Source organism: Mesorhizobium sp. B2-6-4 (genome assembly GCF_006441495.1).
GTDB lineage: Bacteria > Pseudomonadota > Alphaproteobacteria > Rhizobiales > Rhizobiaceae > Mesorhizobium.
Genome location: NZ_VFUE01000001.1, coordinates 44,889 through 64,305, shown reverse-complemented (window position 1 = coordinate 64,305; position 19,417 = coordinate 44,889). Strand labels below are relative to the sequence as shown.

At 63.6% G+C, this 19,417-nt stretch carries 16 protein-coding genes and 1 tRNA gene; 14 read left to right on the top strand and 3 right to left on the bottom strand.

Annotation, left to right across the window (positions count from 1 at the left end; translation table 11 throughout):
• Positions 1 to 291: 291 nt before the first annotated feature.
• The 9 genes from FJ426_RS00300 to FJ426_RS00260 all read left to right on the top strand — a co-directional run bounded on the left by FJ426_RS00300 (position 292) and on the right by FJ426_RS00260 (position 10,607).
• Positions 292 to 1,290 (top strand): TRAP transporter substrate-binding protein, encoded by a 999-nt coding sequence (locus FJ426_RS00300; RefSeq protein WP_140525785.1) that lies wholly within the window; start codon positions 292 to 294, stop codon positions 1,288 to 1,290.
• Positions 1,291 to 1,512: 222 nt separating this feature from the next.
• Entirely contained in the window at positions 1,513 to 3,678 is a 2,166-nt protein-coding gene (locus FJ426_RS00295; RefSeq protein WP_140824706.1) for a hypothetical protein, read from the top strand.
• A gap of 75 nt (positions 3,679 to 3,753) precedes the next feature.
• Entirely contained in the window at positions 3,754 to 5,934 is a 2,181-nt protein-coding gene (locus FJ426_RS00290) for a hypothetical protein (RefSeq protein WP_140560824.1), read from the top strand.
• Between the two features lie 182 nt (positions 5,935 to 6,116).
• Positions 6,117 to 6,698 carry a curli assembly protein CsgF gene (locus FJ426_RS00285; RefSeq protein ID WP_210239494.1) on the top strand — a complete coding sequence of 194 codons (582 nt, stop codon included), beginning with the start codon at positions 6,117 to 6,119 and terminating at the stop codon, positions 6,696 to 6,698.
• Between the two features lie 56 nt (positions 6,699 to 6,754).
• Positions 6,755 to 7,951, top strand: coding sequence for a CsgG/HfaB family protein (locus tag FJ426_RS00280; RefSeq protein WP_181165454.1), 1,197 nt, complete (start codon positions 6,755 to 6,757; stop codon positions 7,949 to 7,951).
• 267 nt (positions 7,952 to 8,218) lie between these two features.
• A complete protein-coding gene (locus FJ426_RS00275; RefSeq protein WP_181165453.1) occupies positions 8,219 to 8,713 on the top strand; it encodes a hypothetical protein in 495 nt (164 codons plus the stop codon).
• Positions 8,714 to 8,739: 26 nt separating this feature from the next.
• Positions 8,740 to 9,435, top strand: coding sequence for a hypothetical protein (locus FJ426_RS00270; RefSeq protein ID WP_140525781.1), 696 nt, complete (start codon positions 8,740 to 8,742; stop codon positions 9,433 to 9,435).
• A 2-nt stretch (positions 9,436 to 9,437) separates the two neighbouring features.
• The gene (gene csgH, locus FJ426_RS00265; protein WP_140501008.1) at positions 9,438 to 9,815 is read left to right on the top strand and encodes a curli-like amyloid fiber formation chaperone CsgH; all 378 of its coding nucleotides are present in this window, start codon (positions 9,438 to 9,440) and stop codon (positions 9,813 to 9,815) included.
• 69 nt (positions 9,816 to 9,884) lie between these two features.
• Positions 9,885 to 10,607: an AprI/Inh family metalloprotease inhibitor gene (locus FJ426_RS00260; RefSeq protein WP_181172013.1), complete on the top strand. Its 723-nt coding sequence runs from the start codon at positions 9,885 to 9,887 to the stop codon at positions 10,605 to 10,607.
• A 180-nt stretch (positions 10,608 to 10,787) separates the two neighbouring features.
• On the opposite strand, the gene FJ426_RS00255 is transcribed toward FJ426_RS00260, so the two are convergent.
• Both FJ426_RS00255 and FJ426_RS00250 read right to left on the bottom strand, forming a co-directional pair.
• A tRNA-Phe gene (locus FJ426_RS00255) sits at positions 10,788 to 10,863 on the bottom strand.
• A 172-nt stretch (positions 10,864 to 11,035) separates the two neighbouring features.
• Positions 11,036 to 11,908 carry a helix-turn-helix domain-containing protein gene (locus FJ426_RS00250; protein ID WP_140633737.1) on the bottom strand — a complete coding sequence of 291 codons (873 nt, stop codon included), beginning with the start codon at positions 11,906 to 11,908 and terminating at the stop codon, positions 11,036 to 11,038.
• 104 nt (positions 11,909 to 12,012) lie between these two features.
• Between FJ426_RS00250 and FJ426_RS00245 the strand changes: the two genes are divergently transcribed.
• The 5 genes from FJ426_RS00245 (at position 12,013) to FJ426_RS00225 (ending at position 18,290) form a co-directional block, all read left to right on the top strand.
• Positions 12,013 to 13,284: an extracellular solute-binding protein gene (locus tag FJ426_RS00245; protein ID WP_140567750.1), complete on the top strand. Its 1,272-nt coding sequence runs from the start codon at positions 12,013 to 12,015 to the stop codon at positions 13,282 to 13,284.
• A 160-nt stretch (positions 13,285 to 13,444) separates the two neighbouring features.
• Positions 13,445 to 14,305 (top strand): sugar ABC transporter permease, encoded by an 861-nt coding sequence (locus FJ426_RS00240; RefSeq protein WP_140501017.1) that lies wholly within the window; start codon positions 13,445 to 13,447, stop codon positions 14,303 to 14,305.
• Positions 14,302 to 15,138 carry a carbohydrate ABC transporter permease gene (locus FJ426_RS00235; RefSeq protein WP_140513329.1) on the top strand — a complete coding sequence of 279 codons (837 nt, stop codon included), beginning with the start codon at positions 14,302 to 14,304 and terminating at the stop codon, positions 15,136 to 15,138. The genes FJ426_RS00240 and FJ426_RS00235 overlap by 4 nt, the downstream gene beginning before the upstream one ends.
• 8 nt (positions 15,139 to 15,146) lie before the next feature.
• Entirely contained in the window at positions 15,147 to 16,226 is a 1,080-nt protein-coding gene (gene ugpC, locus FJ426_RS00230) for a sn-glycerol-3-phosphate ABC transporter ATP-binding protein UgpC (RefSeq protein ID WP_140672512.1), read from the top strand.
• Positions 16,227 to 16,262: 36 nt separating this feature from the next.
• Complete coding sequence (locus tag FJ426_RS00225) at positions 16,263 to 18,290, top strand: aldo/keto reductase (RefSeq protein ID WP_140672511.1); 2,028 nt, start codon at positions 16,263 to 16,265, stop codon at positions 18,288 to 18,290.
• A 37-nt stretch (positions 18,291 to 18,327) separates the two neighbouring features.
• Here the strand turns inward: FJ426_RS00225 and FJ426_RS00220 are convergent, their stop codons facing one another.
• Positions 18,328 to 19,203, bottom strand: coding sequence for an AraC family transcriptional regulator (locus tag FJ426_RS00220; RefSeq protein ID WP_140501110.1), 876 nt, complete (start codon positions 19,201 to 19,203; stop codon positions 18,328 to 18,330).
• Positions 19,204 to 19,417: the final 214 nt, after the last annotated feature.

Below are 19,417 nucleotides of genomic sequence, written 5' to 3'. Positions count from 1 at the left end.
GTCCTCATCGTGAGGGCGGGCCGTTGGTCTGACCTGACTTTGGCGCGGGGGAGCATCGGCCGGGGTGTATTCGCGGGGGCGCGTTCATCGTGGCCGTAGAATTGATCACACCGCCCGTCGGAGGCTCGTCGGCGCCGTAGCAGAAGCGGCGTACCGTCCGCTTCAGCAGCCAGGGACGCCATATCGTTAGTCTTGGCCGAATAGGCCATTCTCGTACCGCCGGTCCTGTTCCTTAGTGGTTGCAGTTCCTGCATTCTGGTTCCTTTGAACCAATTCTTGGGAGGTTGAACTATGAAGAAAGTATTGTTTCTGACTGCGGCGCTGCTGGGAGGGCTCTTGGCCGCCGCTCCGGCCATGGCTCAGAACCCGCGCCTGGGCTACGTGCCTACGGAAGACCATCCGGTCGGACAGGCTTCGCGCTATTTTGCGAAGCTGGTGGAAGAGAAGACGGGCGGGCGCATCAAGATCGACACGTTCGGAAATGGCGTGCTCGGCAGCGAGCCCGAGATGCAGGCGTCGGTTCAGGCCGGCTTCATCGATATCATGGTTGGCCCCACGCCCAACCTGGTCGGCGTCGTTCCGCAATTCATGATCTACGATCTTCCGTTTTTCTACAAGGACTTCGCCGCGGTCGATGCCGTCATGGACGGCGCGGTCGGCGAGCAGCTGTTTGCACAGCTGAAGGAAAAGACCGGCATCGTCGGTCTGGCGTGGTGGGACAACGGCTTCCGCCACATGACCAACAAGGTTCGTCCCGTCAAAACGGTGGACGATATGGCAGGGATCAACATCCGCGTCATACCCAACCCGTTGTTCATTGCGACCTGGACGGCTTTGGGAACCAATCCGACGCCGCTTCCTTGGCCTGAGCTGTACAGCGCGCTCGAAAATGGCGCCGTCGATGCCCAGGAGACGCCGTACGCTCTTATCTACACCGCAAGGTTCTATGAGGTGCAGAAGTATCTGACCAAGACGGGCCATGTCTATACGCCGTTTGTTCTTCTCGCGAGCCAGAAATGGTTTGGAAGCCTCTCCGAGGAGGACAAGGCAGCCGTCATGGAAGCTGCGAAGGAATCGGCAGCCTTCCAACGGGATCTTTCTCGCAAGGAGGCAGGGAAATTGGAGGCGGAGCTCGCGGCGAAGGGCTTCGAGATTTCCCAACCCACGCCTGAAGCGCTCGCAGCCATGACCGAACGCGTTGCGCCTGTCGTGAAAGAGTACAGCGAAAAGATCGGCGTCGATCTGGTCGAGCAGGCGCGCGCCGCTATGGCGGCAGTTGCCAAGCCATAGAGGTCTTATGGCGCCGGAGCCAGGTTCGCCTGCTCCGGCGTCCATTTGCAGAAGCATCGTGCGTCCGAGTCAGTTTGAAGCCGCAAGCAGTGTGCGCGGCTTACGACACGTCGCAGACGCCAAGGTTCAACAAATTGACGATGCCCCCGCGCTCCAATCCGGCTTCCGGCATCCGGCGCGACCGGCATCGATATCTCTCACCTCTAGTTGGGGACAATCAAAATGAAGAAGACGGCACTACTCTCATCCAAACGTTTCGCTTCGACACTTCTGGCCGCGACGGCGATGGCGCTGGTGTCTGCGCCGGCCTGGGCCGACGACAACTTCGCTAACGTCTCGCAGACGGGCAGCGGCAACACTGGCATGGTGGTCCAGGGTCCCGGCGACGAGAACGAAGTCGGCACCGCGACGGACGCGGCCAGCCAGAACGGCTCGGGTAACAACCTCGATGTCGGGCAGGCCGGCAACCGCAACCAGGTGGGTACCCGCGGCACCGGCCTCGACCAGACAGGCGACGGCAATGTGCTGGTCATCGACCAGCTTTCCGACGGCAACCGCGTCAACCAGATCAACCAGAGCAGCGCAAGCGGCTCGGGGAGGCTCAACAGCGCGACCGTCACCCAGCAGACCGCTTCGGGCGAGCCTGTGGATGGGCTCTCCACCGTCACCGGCATCGCACAGACGCATGTCTCGGGTGCTGCCAACACTGTGGCGATCACCCAGACCAGCGAAGGCGCCGGCGGCAACATCATCGGCACCGGCAACGCTGACTCCGTCAGCGGCGGGGTGACGCAGACCGGCGGCGGCAACGACGCCAACCTGAGCCAGACCGGGGCAGGCAACCGCATCGGCGCCTCGCTCCAGAACGGCCAGGGCAATGCGACGGCCATGAGCCAGGACGGCGACGGCAACGCGATCGACGGGTCGCAGGTCGGCGATGGCAACACCGCGGAAGCGTCGCAGGTCGGCAACTCGAACGGCACGACCGGCTTCGGCACCTTTGTCAGCACCTCGTCCTCGGTGACGCAAGGCTTGATCAAGCAGGAAGGCAACGGCAACAGCCTGCTGCTCGACATCCTCCGTGACGGCAACCAGTTCGGCATCGACCAGTCCGGCTCGGGGAACGACGCGGTGGCTCGGGCGACCGGCAACGCCAACGAGTTCGCGGTGGGCCAGACGGGCGACGCGAATATCGGTCGGATCGCGATCGGAGACCGGGATGGCGCCAGCAACGAGAACCTGGTGGTTCTGAACCAGGACACCGGCTCCTCGTTCGGCAATGAAGCCGAGATCCTGGTCGACGGAAACGGCAATACGGTGTCGGTCGATCAGCTCGGCGCGATCGGCTACAATGAGGCGGCCGTCGACGTCCAGGGCGACGACAACGACCTGGCTGTCGACCAGAACGGCAGCAATCAGAGCGACGTGTACGTCGTCGGAAACGCCAACGACGCAACGCTGGACCAGGACGGCGCCGTCAACAGCGCGCTGCTCGAGATCATCGGGGACGACAACGAGTTCGACGTTGACCAGTCCGGCGATTACAACGAGGCGACGGCGCGGGCGACCGGCAACGCCAACGACGTCACGATGAGCCAGACGGGAGGCACCAATATCGGCCAGATCCTGGTCGGCGACCGGAACGGCGGCAGCGACGACAACGTCGTGGCTCTGAACCAGGACAGCGGCGCCTCGTTCGGCAATCAAGCCGAGATTCTCGTCGATGGAAACACCAACACGATTTCCGTCGACCAGCTCGGCGTGACCAGTCTCGATTACGGCAACAACGTGCTCGCCGACGTCTTCGGCGACACGAACCACGTCGCGGTCGACCAGGTCGGCAGGAACGAGGGCTTGGTGTCGGTGGTCGGAAACCTCAACACCGCATCGCTCGACCAGACCGGCGACTCCAACAACGGGCAGATCGAGATCCTCGGAGACAGCAACGAGCTGGCGGTGGTCCAGTCCGGCACGTTGAACGATGCGCTGGGCCTGGCGACCGGCAATGGCAACGAAGCGCTGATCAGCCAGGTTGGCAGCTTCAACACGGCCCTCATCACCTTCCAGGGTGACACGAACGGCGCGAACGGCTTGACTGGCGCTGCGGGAGCTCTGGCCGGCAGCTCTGGCGGCCTCCTCATGGCGGGCAGGGCTCTTCAGGACTCGTCCTCGGCCCTGACGGGGAACAGCCTGACCTATGAGGTCATCGGCAATCTGAACCAGTTCGCCTTTGCTCAGATCGGTGGCGGCAACTCCATCACCGGCCTCGTCGGCAACGCCGGCGCATCCGATGGAAACCAGGTTGCCGTGTTGCAGAACGGGTCGAACAACGTGACGTCGTTCACCCAGAACGGTGGCGGCTCGAACAGCCTCTCAGTCTCGCAGTAAGCACTATCGGCCGGGCGGGAAGCCGCCCGGCCGACGTCTTCGAGCAACATTCAACCGCGTGACAGGGGTTACACGATGACATTCAAGCTGACACTTGCGACCACCACGGCGGTCGGACTTCTCATGGGGGCGGCACTCGCAGGCGGGAACGAGGCCTATATCGACCAGATCGGCGACGGTAACTCGGCCTCCATCGTCCAGGGCCAGTCGAACGGTTCAGCCGTCGGCAACAGAGCCGGACATACGACGCAGCGAATCCGGCAGGACGGCACCGACAACGAGCTGATCATCAACCAGACGCATGACTCGAACGTGAACAGCCCGCCGCGCAACCAGATCAACCGGGCAGGAGCGCCGGGCGACCAGGCGGGTCTTGGCATCGACCAGATCGGAAACTCCAACTATCTGCGAATCGATCAGACGGGTGCCAACCAGGCCGTCTTCGAGGTGCAGCAGAATGGCGGCACGTCTGCGACGACCTCTTCCAACAACGCAACGATCACCCAGAACGGCGGCTGGTCGGCACGCGTCTCCAACTTGCGGCAGACCTTCACCGGCGGCGCCGCGGACGGTTCCAACGACGTCACCATCACCCAGACCGGCCAGTCTTCGCGCGTGGGCAACACCAGCAGCGGCCCGCGCAATGACGGCAGTGGCGCGCACCAGACCGGCTTCGGCAACCAGCTGACCGTCAACCAGACTGGCAATTCCCAGCTCGTCTACACGGCGACGCAGATCAACAGCGCCTCGAGCGGCGGCACGAACGTCGCGTCGGTGACCCAGGGCGGCGGCAATGGCAACCAGATTCGCGAGCTGAGCCAGACCAACACCGGCACCCTGGACAACACCGCGAGGCTGACCTTCTCGGGTGCCGGCAACGGGGTGACGTCCGGCGTCTTCACCGGGGTGGCGCTGGGCGTGGGGATCTCCCAGTCGCGCATTCGCCAGACCGGGGAAGGCAACGACCTGAGCTATGTCGCGACCGGCGACGGCAACCTGTTCGGCTTCGTCCAGGACGGGCTGGGTAACCGGATCGTCGGCACTGTGGACGGAAATGCCAATCAGGTCGCGGTATCGCAGGAAGGCGACGTCAACAGCGCCGAACTCGAGATCCGCGGAGACAGCAACCAGTTCGGCATTGCCCAGATTGGCGAGGCAAACGAGGCGCTGGCGTTTGCGAACGGCAACTCCAACGAACTTACACTGAGCCAGATCGGAATCGCCAATCTCGGCGAGGTCCTGATCGGATCCCGGACCGCCGGCAGCAGCGACGACAATGCGGTGGTCCTGAACCAGGACAGCCTCGCTTCGTTCGGCAATGTCGGCGAGATCGACGTCGACGGGAACGCCAACACGATTTCGCTCGACCAGCTGGGCGTGATCGGCAGCAACTACGGGACCGTCGACATTCTCGGCGACGAGAACGCCGTGGCGGTGGACCAGGACGGCAGCAATACGGGCGAGGTGTTCGTCACCGGAAACCTCAACGTCGTTTCGCTCGACCAGGAAGCCATCTCCTCCTTCGGTAATGAAGCCGGGATCCGCGTCGATGGAAACAGCAACAACCTTGTCGTCGATCAACTCGGCGCGGCCGGCTCCAACGAAGCGACAGTCGACATCCAGGGCGACCAGAACGACGTGGCGGTCGACCAGGAGGGCAGCAATACGGGCGGGATGGTCGTCACCGGAAACCTCAACGGCGCAACGCTCGCCCAGGACGGCGCCATCAACAGCGCGCTCATCGAGATCTACGGGGACGGCAACCAGTTCGACGTCGATCAGGACGGCACCTTCAACGACGCGGTGGCGCTGGCGAACGGCAATGCCAACGAGGTCACGCTGAGTCAGACAGGAGACGTGAATACCGGCTCTGTCGACATCTTCGGCGACCAGAACGATGTAGCGATCGACCAGAACGGCAGCTTCAATACGGTCAGCATGACCTTCCAGGGGGACTCGAACGGCAGTGGCAGCCTGACCGGCGCCGCGGGATTGCTGGTCAGCACGTCTGGCGGTCAACTCGTGGCGGGCAGGGCGCTTCAGGACTCGTCCTCGGCGCTGTCGGGCAACAGCCTGACCTATGACGTCGTCGGCAATCTGAACGAGTTCGCCTTCGCCCAGATCGGCGGCGGCAACACGATCGACGGGTCGGTCATGGGAACCGGCAACGAGGTCGCGATCGTCCAGGCGGGGAACAGCAACTATGCATCGTTCAGCCAGATCGGCAGCTCAAACAGCATCGGCGTCTCGCAGTAGGGTTGCCAGGCCGCCCCGCCAGCACGTCCCGTAAAAGCGCAGTGAGGCCGGGCGCAGGCGCAATAGCGATCCTGTCATGTACGTTGGGGAAAAGCGGCAGGGTGGCGGAAACGGTGCCTGGAAGTGTTTGCAAGAAACGCCGTTATGGCGGTTTTCATTCGCAAGGTGTTGGGGGAGATGAGATGATGAAGACTGCTTGTGCGGCGCTTCTGACCGCTGGCGTTGTTCTGGCTGCCGCGGGCGGTTCGGTCGCTCAGGATATGGTTTACACTCCGGTCAACCCCTCCTTCGGCGGCAGCCCGCTGAATTCGTCTCACCTGCTCGGCCTCGCCAACGCCCAGCGTACGGCCACGGCCCGTACGCCAGGCCCGGGCACGGATTCGACGGATCCGAGCGATCCGGGCTCCACCGACGCGGACCTCTTCATCCGCCAGCTCCAGAGCCGCCTGCTTTCGGGGCTCGCGAGTCAGGTTACCGAGGCGATCTTCGGTGACAATCCCCAGGACTCGGGTACGGTCCGTTTCGGTGAGACGACCGTCACCTTCGAGCGGACCGTCGATTCGATCCGGCTGATCATCACTGACCCGACCGGCGTCACCGAGATCGTGGTGCCCCTGCTGGTCGCGACAAACAACACCGTGAATTCCCTCATGCAGGGCGCTGGTGGCCTGGAGTCGGGCAACGCTCTGTCCGGCGGATTGAACACCGGCGCCCTGAGCGGCGACCTGACGTCGAGCACGTCGCTCAGCCCGGGGCTCAATTGATTTCGATGCGGGATGGATCAGTGCGAGTGCGGGCAGCGGCCTCACGGGAGGGCGACATGCCGAAAAGCCGGCGCTTTGGGACAAAGATCGCAAGGGTCGCCGTCGTAGGCGCACTCGTGTCAGTGCTTGGCGGATGCCAGGCGGTGCCGACCGAAGGCGTTCTGCAGCCTGTTTATACGCCTGTGACGAAGCAGAGCCACAGCCTGCGCACCATCCCGGCCCCCTCGAAGCGAATTACCGTCGCCGTCTACGATTTCCCCGATCTCACCGGCCAGTACAAGGAACGCGAGAACGTCCAGACCCTGTCGCGGGCTGTCACCCAGGGCGGTGCGCCCATGCTGATCAAGGCCTTGCAGGATGCTGGCGAGAAGCGCTGGTTCACCGTGCTCGACCGTGCCCGCCTTGACGACCTGCTCAAGGAACGGCAGATCGTCACCGAGATGCGGCGGCTCTACCGCAACGAGCAGCGTATCGACGCGCGGGTCCTGCCGCCGCTCGATCACGCGGGCATCATCCTCCAGGGCGGAATCACCGGTTACGACACCAACACCATGACGGGCGGCATCGGCGCGCGCTACCTGGGCATCGGCGGCGATGTGAAGTGGCAGCAGGACACTGTGACCGTCACATTGCGGGCCGTTTCGACGAACACGGGAGAGGTGCTGTCCAGCGTGGCGGTTCACAAGATGATCGCCTCCTACGCGCTGCAGGGCGGTGCATTCCGCTATGTCGCCCTGGACAAGATCCTCGAGGCTGAGGCGGGCGTCACCCAGAACGAGCCCAAGCAGATCGCCGTGCAGCAGGCCATCGAGAAGGCGGTGATGGGTATGATCATCGAGGGCGCCGAACTCGGTGTCTGGTCGTTCGAGGACCGGGATGCAGGACGCGAGCTGATAGCCGACTACCGCAACGAGAAGTATGGCACCAAGCTGACCGCGGCCGCTGAAATCGTGCCGCCGCCCAAGACACGCAACGCCGCGGACGTCGTCGAGACGACAGCCGCATGGCCGCGCGCGGCGGCTGCGCCGCGACGCACGACTCCGGCCCTGGCGGCTCCGCCGCCGGGCGCGCCCGTCCCCGTGGCTCCGCCTCCCGCAGCGCCGGACGAAACCGTCGGCTCGCTTGAGCCGGGCGTGGCCGTTCCCGAGGCTTCGCCTGCGGTCGCCGGCGCGGCGACGGCGCCAAACCCTGCCGCGACTCCGAAGGCGGCCCGGCAACGTGACTATGTGGCCTCGATAGCGCCGGTGCGTTGACGATGCTCATGGACCCTCTCAATCCGTTCTCCAACGCAAAGGGCGGCGCGGCGCTTACCCTCCTGGCGTCGGTGCACGGCGACAGCAACCAGTTCGGTGGCGTGGCGCCTCAGGCTGGTTCTGGCAGAGCGCCGTCGTGCTCCAGCAATGACCTTGTCTTCGGTCGGACCGGAGAAAGCGACGTTGCTTCAACTTTGATCGATCCCGAGGCCCGAATATTAGGCAGCACTTGCGATGATCTCCCCACATTACGAGGGGACTGTAACAATGAATCTGCATTCTGTCTTTGTTGCGGGCGTCGTCTTGGCGTCGGCGCCTGCCCAAGCCGGCAACGAACTGGTTATCCTGGCCCAGCACGGGTTGTCCAATTCGCTCATGCTCGGCGTGAGCGGCAGCCTCAATGCGGTGTCCGTTCTTCAGGCCCACCACGGTCTCGGCGCGGCGAACGTGATCGACGTCAACATCGAGAGCGATTTCAACGGCGGCCCGCTTGGCCCGTCCTTCATCGGAGCGATCCTCTCGGCTGGCCTCACGCCCGGTTCGATCACACAGAGCGGATTCGACGACCACATCATCGCCAGCGTAACCGGCAGCTACAATCTCTTCGCTTTCGCGCAGGAGGGCAGCGGCGACCGGCTTACAGCCTCGATCTCGGGCATGGCAAATCAGGCAGCCGTCACCCAATCCGGAAGAAATAACGTCGTGGGATTTTCACAGTCCGGAAACGGCAATACGGTCAGCGTCTCGCAGACATCCTGGTGACGCAACACAGGGAGCTTGTTCGCATCATGCGCAAATCTACGGCTGTTCTGGCGAGCGCTCTCGTCTTATGTTCCTCTCCGGCCTTTGCTGGCGACAATAACGTCCTGAAGATCATCCAGACCAGCCCTCCTGGCGCGCTCGAGGGAAACGTCCTGTCGTCAGACCAGTCGCGCGCCACCGGTTCGCTTGTCGCCGGCCCGACGCAGCAGATGATCGATAACGCGCTCGGCGGCACGCTTGCTGTCGGCGACCTGTACCGGATGGACCAGGCGACTGCGCCGTCCGCGCTTCAGACAGGCCAGGGCAACACCGCAACGCTGACCATCGAAGGCGATGGTGGTCAGTTGTTTCTTCTCCAGGACAATTCGGCTGGCGGGACGTTGGGCAATTCGGCTCAGTTGAGCGCATTTGGAGCCGATTCCCTTGGCGCCGTCCTGCAGCTCGGCGATGGCAACGATGCATCGCTGACCGTAGGCGGTGGCGCAACCGGTCTGATCGTGCAGAACGGCAGCGGCAATGCCAACTCACTCACCGTGGGTTCTGGTGGCAGCGGCGAGATAGTTCAGAACGGCAACGGCAACACCTTCTCCACGTCCGTGGCGGCCAACACCGCCGTGACCATCACGCAGAACGGCAACAATCTTAGCCCGGTAGGCGTGACAGGCATGCAGGTGTTCTCGACGGCGCCGGGAACAGTTTCGATCACCCAGACCGGTTTCTAGCGATGCGCGGCGCGGCTGCACTCGTCGTGGGTCTTGCCGCCGCCTGCGGTGCAGGCGGCGCGGTGGCGCAGCACGGAGGCGCCGTCGCGGTCCCCTCCATCGCCATCGTGCCCACGGGCGCCGGGGTCCAGATCACTGCATCGGCCGTCGGCCTTGGCGTTGTGGAGATCGAGGGCTCGGTTGAGATCGACCGGACGGGCGGCTCGGGCACGATGACCACGCGCCAGAACCGCACACTGAGGCTCTCCGCCGGCCAATCCCAGGACATAGCCAGGACTGCGCTGTCTCTCGCCAAGGGCGACCACATCTCCATCAGGGTTGTTCTCCGGCAGGACGGCAGGGTCGTCGGCCAGGCCGAGGTTTCGGCGGGCGAGCCCTGAGGAAGTCGCTAGCTCCCTAATTTTCGACTTTCGCGTAGCGGAGAGGGCATCATGAAGGTTGCGAGATTTTTGACCGTCGTTCTGGCCGTGGCGGGCATGTCGTTCCCGGCCACGGTGGTACGGGCGCAGTCCGTGGACCAGTTCGTTCAGGCATTCAGCGGCACTTGGCAGCTCGTTGATGCGCGCTATTCCAACCTTCCCTCAACTTGCCACATGGCGCTGGGGTCGACAGCCGATGCGAACGGCCGCTTCGCCATTAAGGGGCTGGGCTGCCGCGGCGATGCCGCTCTGGTCAGTTCCTGGGGCGTGAGCGAGGGTCAGATGGCCCTGTTCGATGCGGCCGGAGCGGTGATCGCCCGTCTTGGCGGCAACCAGCGGCGGATCAGCGGCACCAGCGTATCGGGCGCTCCGCTGATCTTCGAGAAGGTCGGTGTTGCCGGAACGGCGGCCATGCTCAAGACTGCCAAGCGGGCCGGGGGCTGCTTCTATTCGGGCTTCACCGGCAAGTGCGCGGATGCGGCACAGGCCGCGCCTCCCGCGCCGGAAGGCGCCAGCGTCCAGGTCCTGGTTAACCTGAACGTCCGCGCCGAGGCGCGCGACGACGCCGAGGTGGTCGGCGTGGTTCCGTCGCAAACCTGCGTCACGACCGAACTGTGCATGACGGCGACCGACGGCGCCTGGTGCCGCGCCAAGTTCGGGGAGAGGACCGGATGGATGCGCAAGTTGGCCTTGCGCCAGAACCGCTGGGCCATCGTCACCTTCGACAACTCTTGCCCCAAGCAGGGCGGCTAACTCTCTATGAGGTCTTTCGGTACGCGGACGTGAACATAGTAGATGCCATTTCGGATGATTGTGTTTGGTATCTTGCGCATGTCGTCCATTCCTCGACTGTATCACAGCGTGTGTGACAGTCGAGGTGGGTCAAACCCTTGGAAAATAACGCTTCAGGAAAATCAGCGGCTTGGGGGGAAATGGTGCCCAGAGGCGGATTCGAACCACCGACACGCGGATTTTCAGTCCGCTGCTCTACCAACTGAGCTATCTGGGCCTGTTCCGGCTTACGAAAACTCGCGCTCCGGATTTCATGGAAGCGCCGTGGGCGTCCCCTTGAAAGCGCGTGGGTTATAGCATGGGAATCCGGCCTGTCCAGCGCCCAGATGTGGATTTCCGGCAGGAAAAGAAGTGCCGCCCGATGCGCTGGTTTCCGCGCCTCACCGCCGCTATCGGGCGCCCGCCAATCCCTTGCGAAAATCCGTAGGTGTCATGCCGGCGAGCTTCCGGAACGACTTGTTGAAGGCGCTGAGCGAACCGAAGCCCGAATCCATCGCGACCCTGAGCACATTGGCGTCCTGGTGCATGAGCAGCGCCTGCGCATAGCTCAGCCGCAACAGGTTGACATATTCGTTGAGCGTCATGCCGGTCGATTTCTTGAAGATGCTCATGGCGTATTTGGGATGGAGGTCGGCGGCCGCCGCTATGTTCATGCAATCGATGTCGTAGAGGAAATTCTCGGCGATGAAATCGCACATGCGCCCGACATTGCGCGACGACTGCTGGTCGAACGGGCTGCCCGCTTCCTGTCCGGCCGCGTTTTCCGGCACCAGCCTGTAGGGCTCGAACCGCACCCGCTCGAGCCGCAGCAACAGTTCGTTGACGGCGTGCTCGGCCTTGGCCGGGTCGCCGGAGCGGGCGTAGCGGTTCCAGCGGTCGAAATTATCGTTGTCGGACTGATCGGTGGCGCTGGTCACCAGCGTGGCACCCGTCATCAGCCGGTGACGTATGTCAGCCGGCAGATGCAGCCGGAAGAAATGCACCAGCGGCAGATGCGCGCCGGCATAGATGGCGTCGTCGCTCAAATCGTCCATCTGGTGCGGCAGTCCGCCCCAGAACAGACACATCTCACCGGCCGAAAGCGAGATTTCGTGGTCGTTCATGCGGTAATGCACGCTGCCGCGCACGATGAAGTTCACCTCGACCTGCGCATGCCAATGCGGCTTGAGCATCACCAGGGGAGCGGTGTGGAACATCTGCAACAGCAGCGGCATTCCTTCCACGCTGCTGGCGCCAGGCTGGTAAAACTGCCGGTCCGGCATCTTACTTTCCGCCAATTTCGTATTCCCTTTGTCGGGGACAAGCCTTCCGCACCGCATAGTCTAGCCCGGCTCGCAGAGAGAGCAAATGAAATGGGAGGATTTCAATGCGCATCACACTGTCCTGCGCCGCGCTCGCGCTTGCCTTGGGTTCAGCCCCGGCCTTCGCGCAATCGGGCGAAATCACCATCTGGAGCTGGAACATCGCCGCCTCGTCGCTGAAGGCGACGATTGCCGGGTTCAACAAGCTGCATCCTGACATCAAGGTCACCGTCCAGGATCTCGGCAACCAGCCGACCTATGACAAATCGATCGCCGGCTGCGCCGCCGGTGGCGTCGGCCTGCCTGATGTCGTCACCATCGAGAACGGCGAGGCCGAGAATTACTGGAGCCAATTTCCCGATTGCTTTGTCGACCTGCACACGCTGGGCTACAGCGCAGAGGACCAGGCGAAATTCCCCGATTTCAAGCGCACCGAGCTCGAAGTCGGCGACAAGGCCTATGCAATGCCGTGGGATTCCGGCCCGGTCGCCGCCTTCTACCGCCGCGACTTCTACGAAAAGGCCGGCGTCGATCCGGCGTCGATCAAGACCTGGGACGATTTCATTGCCGCCGGCAAGAAGATCCAGGCCGCCAATCCCGGCGTCACGATGACCAACGCCGACTTCAACGGCGACACCGAATTCTTCCGCATGATCTCCAATGAACAGGGCTGCGGCTATTTCTCCGAGGATGGCCAGTCGATCACGGTGAACCAGCCGAAATGCATCGATACGCTGGCCAAGATCAAGGAGATGAAGGACGCCGGCGTCATCTCCTCGGCCGACTGGGGCACCAAGATCACCAACAACACCGCCGGCACCGTCGCCACCCAGGTCTATGGCGGCTGGTATGAAGGCACCATCCGCACCGAATCGGCTGGCGAAAACGGCAAATGGGGCGTCTACCTGATGCCGAGCCTTACCGCCGACGGGCCACGCGCCGCCAATCTCGGCGGGTCGTCGCTGGCCATCGCTTCCGGGTCGAAGAACAAGGAAGCGGCTTACGAGTACCTGAAATACACGCTCGAAACCAATGAGGGCCAGATCACCATGCTGAAGGAGTTCGGCCTCGTTCCCTCGCTGGTCTCGGCGCTGAACGACCCCTACGTCTCTGAAGGCCTGCCCTATTGGGGCGGCCAGGCGGTGTGGAAGGACATCCTCGCCACCCTGCCCAAGATCGTCCCCAGCCGCGGCACGCAGTTCCAGAGCGACGCCGAAATCATCATGCGCGCGGTGCAGACCAAATATCTCGCCGGCGGCTATCCCGATGCCAAGGCGGCACTCGACGATGCCGCCGGCCAGATCGCGGCGGCGACCGGACTGCCGGTCAAGTCATAACCTCCCAGACGGGGTCCGGGCAGGCATGCGCCGCCCGGACCCGACCGCGGCCCGCGGGGCTTCCTCGCGGGACGTGTGAAATGTCGCATGTCCCGACCAACCGGTTGCCGCTGCGCGCGGGACCACAGCTTGAAACGCCGACGAGAGAAGGAGGAGCACGATGCGCAACCGCAACGCCACGGCCTATCGTTTCCTCGCGCCCTATTTGCTGATCTTCTCCGTCTTCTGGGTATGGCCGATCATCTCTTCGTTCCTGATCTCGTTCCAGGCGACGCGCACCGTGCCCTGGCGCTTTGCGCCCGGCTTCAACTGGGGCCGGCTGATCGGCGATCCGGCCTTCTTCAATGCCTTGAAGAACACGCTGCTCATCCTCGTCATCCAGGTGCCGGTGATGATCGCGCTGGCGATGGTGATGGCCGTGCTTTTGAATTCGCCGCTCCTGAAGGCGAGAGGACTTTACCGCTTCGCCTTCTTCGCTCCCGTGGTGGTCGGCGAGGTCGCCTATTCCGCGGTGTTCCGGCTGATGTTCAACCTCGATTTCGGCATCATCAACAAGCTCCTGAACAGCGTTGGGCTGCCCAAGATCGACTGGTTCTCCAATGTCACGCCGGCCATGGCGCTGATCATGATCGCGGTCACCTGGCGCTGGGCCGGCTACAACGCCATCATCCTTCTGGCCGGCATGCAGTCCATCCCCGAGGACGTCTACGAGGCGGCGACGCTCGACCGGGTCAGCAAGCTCAAGCAGTTCTTCTTCATCACCTTGCCGCTGTTGAAGCCGGTCATCGTGTTCTGCACCGTGCTGTCGATCATCGGCACCATGCAGCTGTTCACCGAGCCGTTCCTGATCACCGAACGCGGCGGGCCGGGCGGCGGCACCGAGACGCTCGGCCTGCTGCTCTATCGCCAGGGCTTCCGGTCGCTCAATTTCGGCTACGCCTCGGCCGTCGCCTACACCATGGCGGGGCTGGCGATCGCCATCACGCTGGTGCAACTGTGGCTGACGAGGGAACCGAAATGAGCTCGCTCGCCTCGGCCAGGCTGAAGCGCAGCCTCTTGCTGCATCTTTTCCTCACGCCACTGGCGCTGATCTGGCTGTTTCCGCTATGGATGATGGTCGTGTTCTCGACCATGCCGGACAACGGCATCTTCAGCCCCGGCATCGAGTTGCTGCCGCACGGCAATTTCGTGGACAATTTCAACAACCTGCAGCGCGACACCGACTTTGTCGGCGCGATTTTCATCTCCGTCTCGGTGGCGGTCACCTACACTTTTCTGTCGGTGCTGCTGACGTCGATGGCCGGCTGGGCGCTGGCGCGTTACCGGTTCGTCGGCAAGGGCTTGGTCGTCGCCATCATCCTGGGCACCATCACGCTTCCCTATGCGGTGGTGCTGATCCCGCAATTCATCATGGTGGCGCGCGATTTCAAGCTCGCCAATACCTGGGTGGCGCTGATCGTGCCGCCGCTGTTCAATTCGCTGGGCGTGCTGTTCATGCGCCAGAGCTTTTCCATGATGCCCGATGACCTGTTCGATGCCGCCCGCGTCGAAGGCGTGAAGGAGTGGCGCATCTTCGTCTTCATCGCGCTGCCGCTGGCGCGGCCGATGCTGGCCGCCCTTTGCATCATCCTGTTCCTGGCGTCCTGGAACAATTATCTCTGGCCGCTTTTGATCAACAGCCAGCCCGGCGCGATGACCGCACCGGTGGCGCTCGGCACGCTGATCGGCCTCACCAAAGTGTCGTGGGGCGGCATCATGGCGGGCGCGGTAATGCTGACGGTGCCGATGCTGATCGTGTTCGTGCTGCTGCAACGCCATTTCATTGCCGGCATCGCCGCCGGCGCGGTCAAGTAAGGGTAGGCATGGCAACCGTCACGCTCACGAATGTCGTCAAGCGCTTCGGCGTTTTCGAGGTCGTCCATGGCGCCAACATCGACATCAGGGATGGCGAGTTCGTCGTGTTCGTCGGTCCGTCTGGCTGCGGCAAGTCCACGCTGCTCAGGATGATCGCCGGGCTGGAGGATATCAGCGATGGCGAGATCGCCATCGGCGGCAAGGTGGTCAACGATGTCGAGCCGGCCGACCGCGGCATAGCCATGGTGTTCCAGTCCTACGCGCTCTATCCGCATATGAACGTGGAGCAGAATCTCTCCTTCGGCCTGCGTATGACCGGCAATCCGAAGGCCGACACCGACCGCAGGGTGAAACGGGCGGCCGAGATCCTGCGCATCAGCGAATTGATGGAGCGCCGTCCGAAGAAACTCTCCGGCGGCCAGCGCCAGCGCGTTGCCATCGGCCGCGCCATCGTGCGCGAGCCGCAGGTGTTCCTGTTCGACGAGCCGCTGTCCAACCTCGACGCCGAACTGCGCGTCCAGATGCGGGTCGAGATCTCGCGCTTGCACAAGGAGCTCGGCACCACCATGATCTATGTCACGCACGACCAGACCGAGGCGATGACGCTCGCCGACCGGATCGTCGTGCTGCGCGGCGGCCATGTCGAGCAGATCGGCCGCCCGCTCGATCTTTATGACAATCCCGACAATCAGTTCGTGGCCGGTTTCGTCGGCTCGCCGAAGATGAATTTCATCGAGGGCCGCGTCGTCGGCTGCGATGCGCGCGGGGTCGTGGTGGAACTCGCTGGCCAGGAGAAGACCCGCATCACGCAGCCGTTGAAGGGCGCCGCGTCCGCAATCGGCAGCAAGGTCATCGTTGGCGTGCGACCCGAACATTTTGGCAGCGCCGGAGAAGGCGACGCCGATCTTGCCGTCACCATCGATGTGGTCGAGCACCTGGGCGGTACGAGCTTTCTCTACGCCAGAACGGCCAATGGGGAGGACGTGGTGATCCAGCGCGACGCGGCCAAGGTCCCCGAGACATCAGAGATCATCGTATCCATCCGCAAATCCTACCTGTTCGACGAAAAAGGGCTGCGGCTGCGCTGATCGGCTGCCCTTTCCCATCCCGCAAGGAGAATGACAATGACTGCAACCACGCCCATCCGCTGGGGCATTCTCGGCCCGGGCAGCATCGCCAAGGCCTTCGCCGGCGGCGTCGCCGGCTCCCGCAACGGAAAGCTGGTCGCCATCGGTGCGCGCGATCCGGGCAAGCCGAGTTTGGCGCAGAGCTTTCCCGGCGCGCGCATTCTCGAGGGCTACGAAGCGTTGCTCACTGACGCGGAAATCGACGCGATCTACATTTCGGTCCCGCACCCGGGCCACGCGCAATGGGCGATCCGGGCGGCGGACGCGGGAAAGCATGTGCTGTGCGAAAAGCCGCTGGCGCTGACCGCCTTCGAGGCCGACGCCATGATGCATGCGGCGCGCAAGGCCGGCACCTTTCTCGGCGAGGCCTTCATGTACCGGCTGCACCCGCAGACGCTGAAGCTGGTGGAACTGATCAAATCCGGCGTCATCGGCGAGATCAGGATGATCAAGTCGAGCTTCGGTTTTGCCATGCCTGATTTCATGCCGCAGCACCGGCTTTATGCCAACGACCTCGCCGGCGGCGGCATCCTGGACGTCGGCGGCTATCCCGTCTCGATGGCGCGGCTGATTGCCGGCGCCGCGGCCGGCAAGCCGTTCCTCGAGCCGGACAAGGTGACCGGCGTTGCCCATCTTGGCCAGTCCGGCGTCGACGAATGGGCCTCCGCGCTGCTGCATTTCCCGGGCGGCATCGTCGCCGAGGTCTCCTGCAGCATCTCCCTCAACCAGGACAATGTGCTCAGGATTTTCGGCACCAGGGGCCGCATCGAAGTGCCGGATTTCTGGTTCGCCGGCGGCGACCGCGATGTCGGCCTCGGCCGGATCGATGTGATCGGCGCGGACGGCGTGCGCGAAACCATCAGCGTGAACGAAAAGCGTCACGTGTATTCCTTCGAGGTCGACGCCGCCGGCGACGCCATCCTCTCCGGGCGGCAGGAATTCGCCTGGCCGGGCATGGCCTGGGCCGACAGCCTCGGCACACTGCGCGTGCTCGACAGATGGCGCGCGGCCGTGGGGCTGGAATACGAGATCGAAAAGGCCCCGCTGCGCACCAACACCATCTCCGGCCGGCCTTTGCGCCCCGGCGGCACGGCGATCGCCAAGCGCGGCATTCCGGGCCTGTCGAAGCCGGCCTCGGTCGTGGCGCTCGGTTTCGAGGACTTCCGCACCTTCTCCTCGGGGTCGATCCTGCTCGATGCCTTCTTCGAGGCAGGCGGCAATCTGTTCGACACCGGCTATGTCTATGGTGGCGGCTACACCGAGACGCTGCTTGGACAATGGCTGAAGAACCGTGGCGTGCGCGAGCAATCGGTGGTCATCGCCAAGGGTGCGCATTCCCCGCTCTGCTATCCCGACGTGATCGGCAAGCAGCTCGACCAGTCGCTCGACCGCCTGCAGACCGACCATGTCGATATCTATTTCATGCATCGCGACAATCCGGACGTGCCCGTCGGAGAATTCGTCGATGCGATGGACCGCGAGGTCAAGGCAGGCCGCATCCGTGGCCCGTTCGGCGGCTCGAACTGGACGATGCAGCGCATGGACGAGGCGATCGCCTATGCCGAGCGCACCGGCAAGCAAAAGCCCGGCGCGCTCTCCAACAACTTCTCGCTGGCTGAAATGCTGGAGCCGATCTGGGCCGGTTGCGTGACCTCCTCCACCGATGACTGGAAGGCCTGGCTGACCGCCCGGCAGATGCCGAATTTCGCCTGGTCGAGCCAAGGGCGCGGCTTCTTCACCGAACGCGCCGGGCGCGACCGGCGCGACAATGAAGAACTGGTGCGGGTCTGGTACTCGGAGCGCAATTTCGGCCGCCGCGACCGGGCGATCGAACTTGCCGCGCGGCTGGGCAAGAGCCCGATCCATATTGCGCTCGCCTATGTGCTCAACCAGCCTTTCCCATCGGTGCCGTTGATCGGCCCGCGCACGCTGGGCGAACTGGACGACAGCTTGCGCGCCCTCGACATCGCGCTTTCACCTGCCGATCTCCAATGGCTGGACGGCGGCAGCCGGCAAGCGGCGTAGTGCATGTCATGCAAGGCTGCGCTGGACGGCGACGGGGTCAGGTCTCGTCGTCGGACACCCTGATGTCGCGCCTGGCCGGAACCCTCATGCTGGCATACATGCCGGTGGTGCGGAACTGGCCCGGGCTAATGCCGTAACAGCGGCGGAAGACCTTCGAGAAATAGTTCGCGTCCTCGAAGCCGCACAGGATGGCGACTTCCTTCACGGGCAGGAAGTCAGCCTTGGTCAAAAGCTTGGCGGCGCGTTGCAGCCGCTGCTGCAGTACGAACTCCGCGGGCGGGATGCCTTCGCTCTCGGCGAAGCAGCGCGAGAAGTGCGCCCGGCTGAGGCCGCTGATCTGGACGAGGTCCGCTACCGGCAGCGGCCTGTCGAGATTGGCGTTGATGTGGTCGATGACCGGCTGCATGGCGCTCTGCTTCTCCGCAAAGGCGTGCGAGCCGAAGACATCGTCGTAGAGCGCCATCGCCGCCTCATAGGCGATCGCTGAAGCCGCCCCCGGCGCAGCGGCCCCGTTGATGAGACGCAGGCTGCAATCGGCGAGATGATCGATCGTCTCCGGCTGCAGCCGGAACACCGGACCCGAGACGTCGAGGATCGATTTGTGGATGCGCAGCGCCTCCTCGCCATTCATCGAGATCCAGAAATATTCCCAGCGCTCGTCCTTGGCCAGCCAGTAGCGGTGGTTGTGCGGCACCAGCACCAGCAGCGTGTCGTTCTGCTGCAGGCGATAGTCGCGGTTCTCATAGCGAAGCCGGCCGCTTCCGTTGATCGTGTGCTGGAGCACGGTGAATGGCGTCTGGCCGCGCTTGCGCCCGTCCCAATCATAGATTTCGCCTTCGCGCACTTCGTAGCCGGTGCTCGTCGGCATGGCATGCAGGCGCTGGCGACCGCGCGGCAGCGAGATCGTGCGCATCGACTGTCCGTTGGCGATCAGATCCCGCAGCACAAAATTACCCTTGAAAGCATAATCCTTCTCTGGCCGCGCTCGCGAATAAGCGCATAATCCATCCCCGAAGAACGTGAAGAACCCGCGGTCGAGGAGCGGGCGGGAGGAGAAAAGCCGGAATTCGGCTCGATTGGCACGCGCGCCTTGGCGTGTGGCCATATCCTCCCTTGCTGCTCCTTGC

Coding starts and splice junctions, on each gene's coding strand:
- FJ426_RS00300 (WP_140525785.1), top strand. CDS start 292: ATGAAGAAAGTATTGTTTCTGACTGCGGCGCTGCTGGGAGGGCTCTTG.
- FJ426_RS00295 (WP_140824706.1), top strand. CDS start 1,513: ATGAAGAAGACGGCACTACTCTCATCCAAACGTTTCGCTTCGACACTT.
- FJ426_RS00290 (WP_140560824.1), top strand. CDS start 3,754: ATGACATTCAAGCTGACACTTGCGACCACCACGGCGGTCGGACTTCTC.
- FJ426_RS00285 (WP_210239494.1), top strand. CDS start 6,117: ATGATGAAGACTGCTTGTGCGGCGCTTCTGACCGCTGGCGTTGTTCTG.
- FJ426_RS00280 (WP_181165454.1), top strand. CDS start 6,755: ATGCCGAAAAGCCGGCGCTTTGGGACAAAGATCGCAAGGGTCGCCGTC.
- FJ426_RS00275 (WP_181165453.1), top strand. CDS start 8,219: ATGAATCTGCATTCTGTCTTTGTTGCGGGCGTCGTCTTGGCGTCGGCG.
- FJ426_RS00270 (WP_140525781.1), top strand. CDS start 8,740: ATGCGCAAATCTACGGCTGTTCTGGCGAGCGCTCTCGTCTTATGTTCC.
- csgH (WP_140501008.1), top strand. CDS start 9,438: ATGCGCGGCGCGGCTGCACTCGTCGTGGGTCTTGCCGCCGCCTGCGGT.
- FJ426_RS00250 (WP_140633737.1), bottom strand. CDS start 11,908: ATGCCGGACCGGCAGTTTTACCAGCCTGGCGCCAGCAGCGTGGAAGGA.
- FJ426_RS00245 (WP_140567750.1), top strand. CDS start 12,013: ATGCGCATCACACTGTCCTGCGCCGCGCTCGCGCTTGCCTTGGGTTCA.
- FJ426_RS00240 (WP_140501017.1), top strand. CDS start 13,445: ATGCGCAACCGCAACGCCACGGCCTATCGTTTCCTCGCGCCCTATTTG.
- FJ426_RS00235 (WP_140513329.1), top strand. CDS start 14,302: ATGAGCTCGCTCGCCTCGGCCAGGCTGAAGCGCAGCCTCTTGCTGCAT.
- ugpC (WP_140672512.1), top strand. CDS start 15,147: ATGGCAACCGTCACGCTCACGAATGTCGTCAAGCGCTTCGGCGTTTTC.
- FJ426_RS00225 (WP_140672511.1), top strand. CDS start 16,263: ATGACTGCAACCACGCCCATCCGCTGGGGCATTCTCGGCCCGGGCAGC.
- FJ426_RS00220 (WP_140501110.1), bottom strand. CDS start 19,203: ATGCGCACGATCTCGCTGCCGCGCGGTCGCCAGCGCCTGCATGCCATG.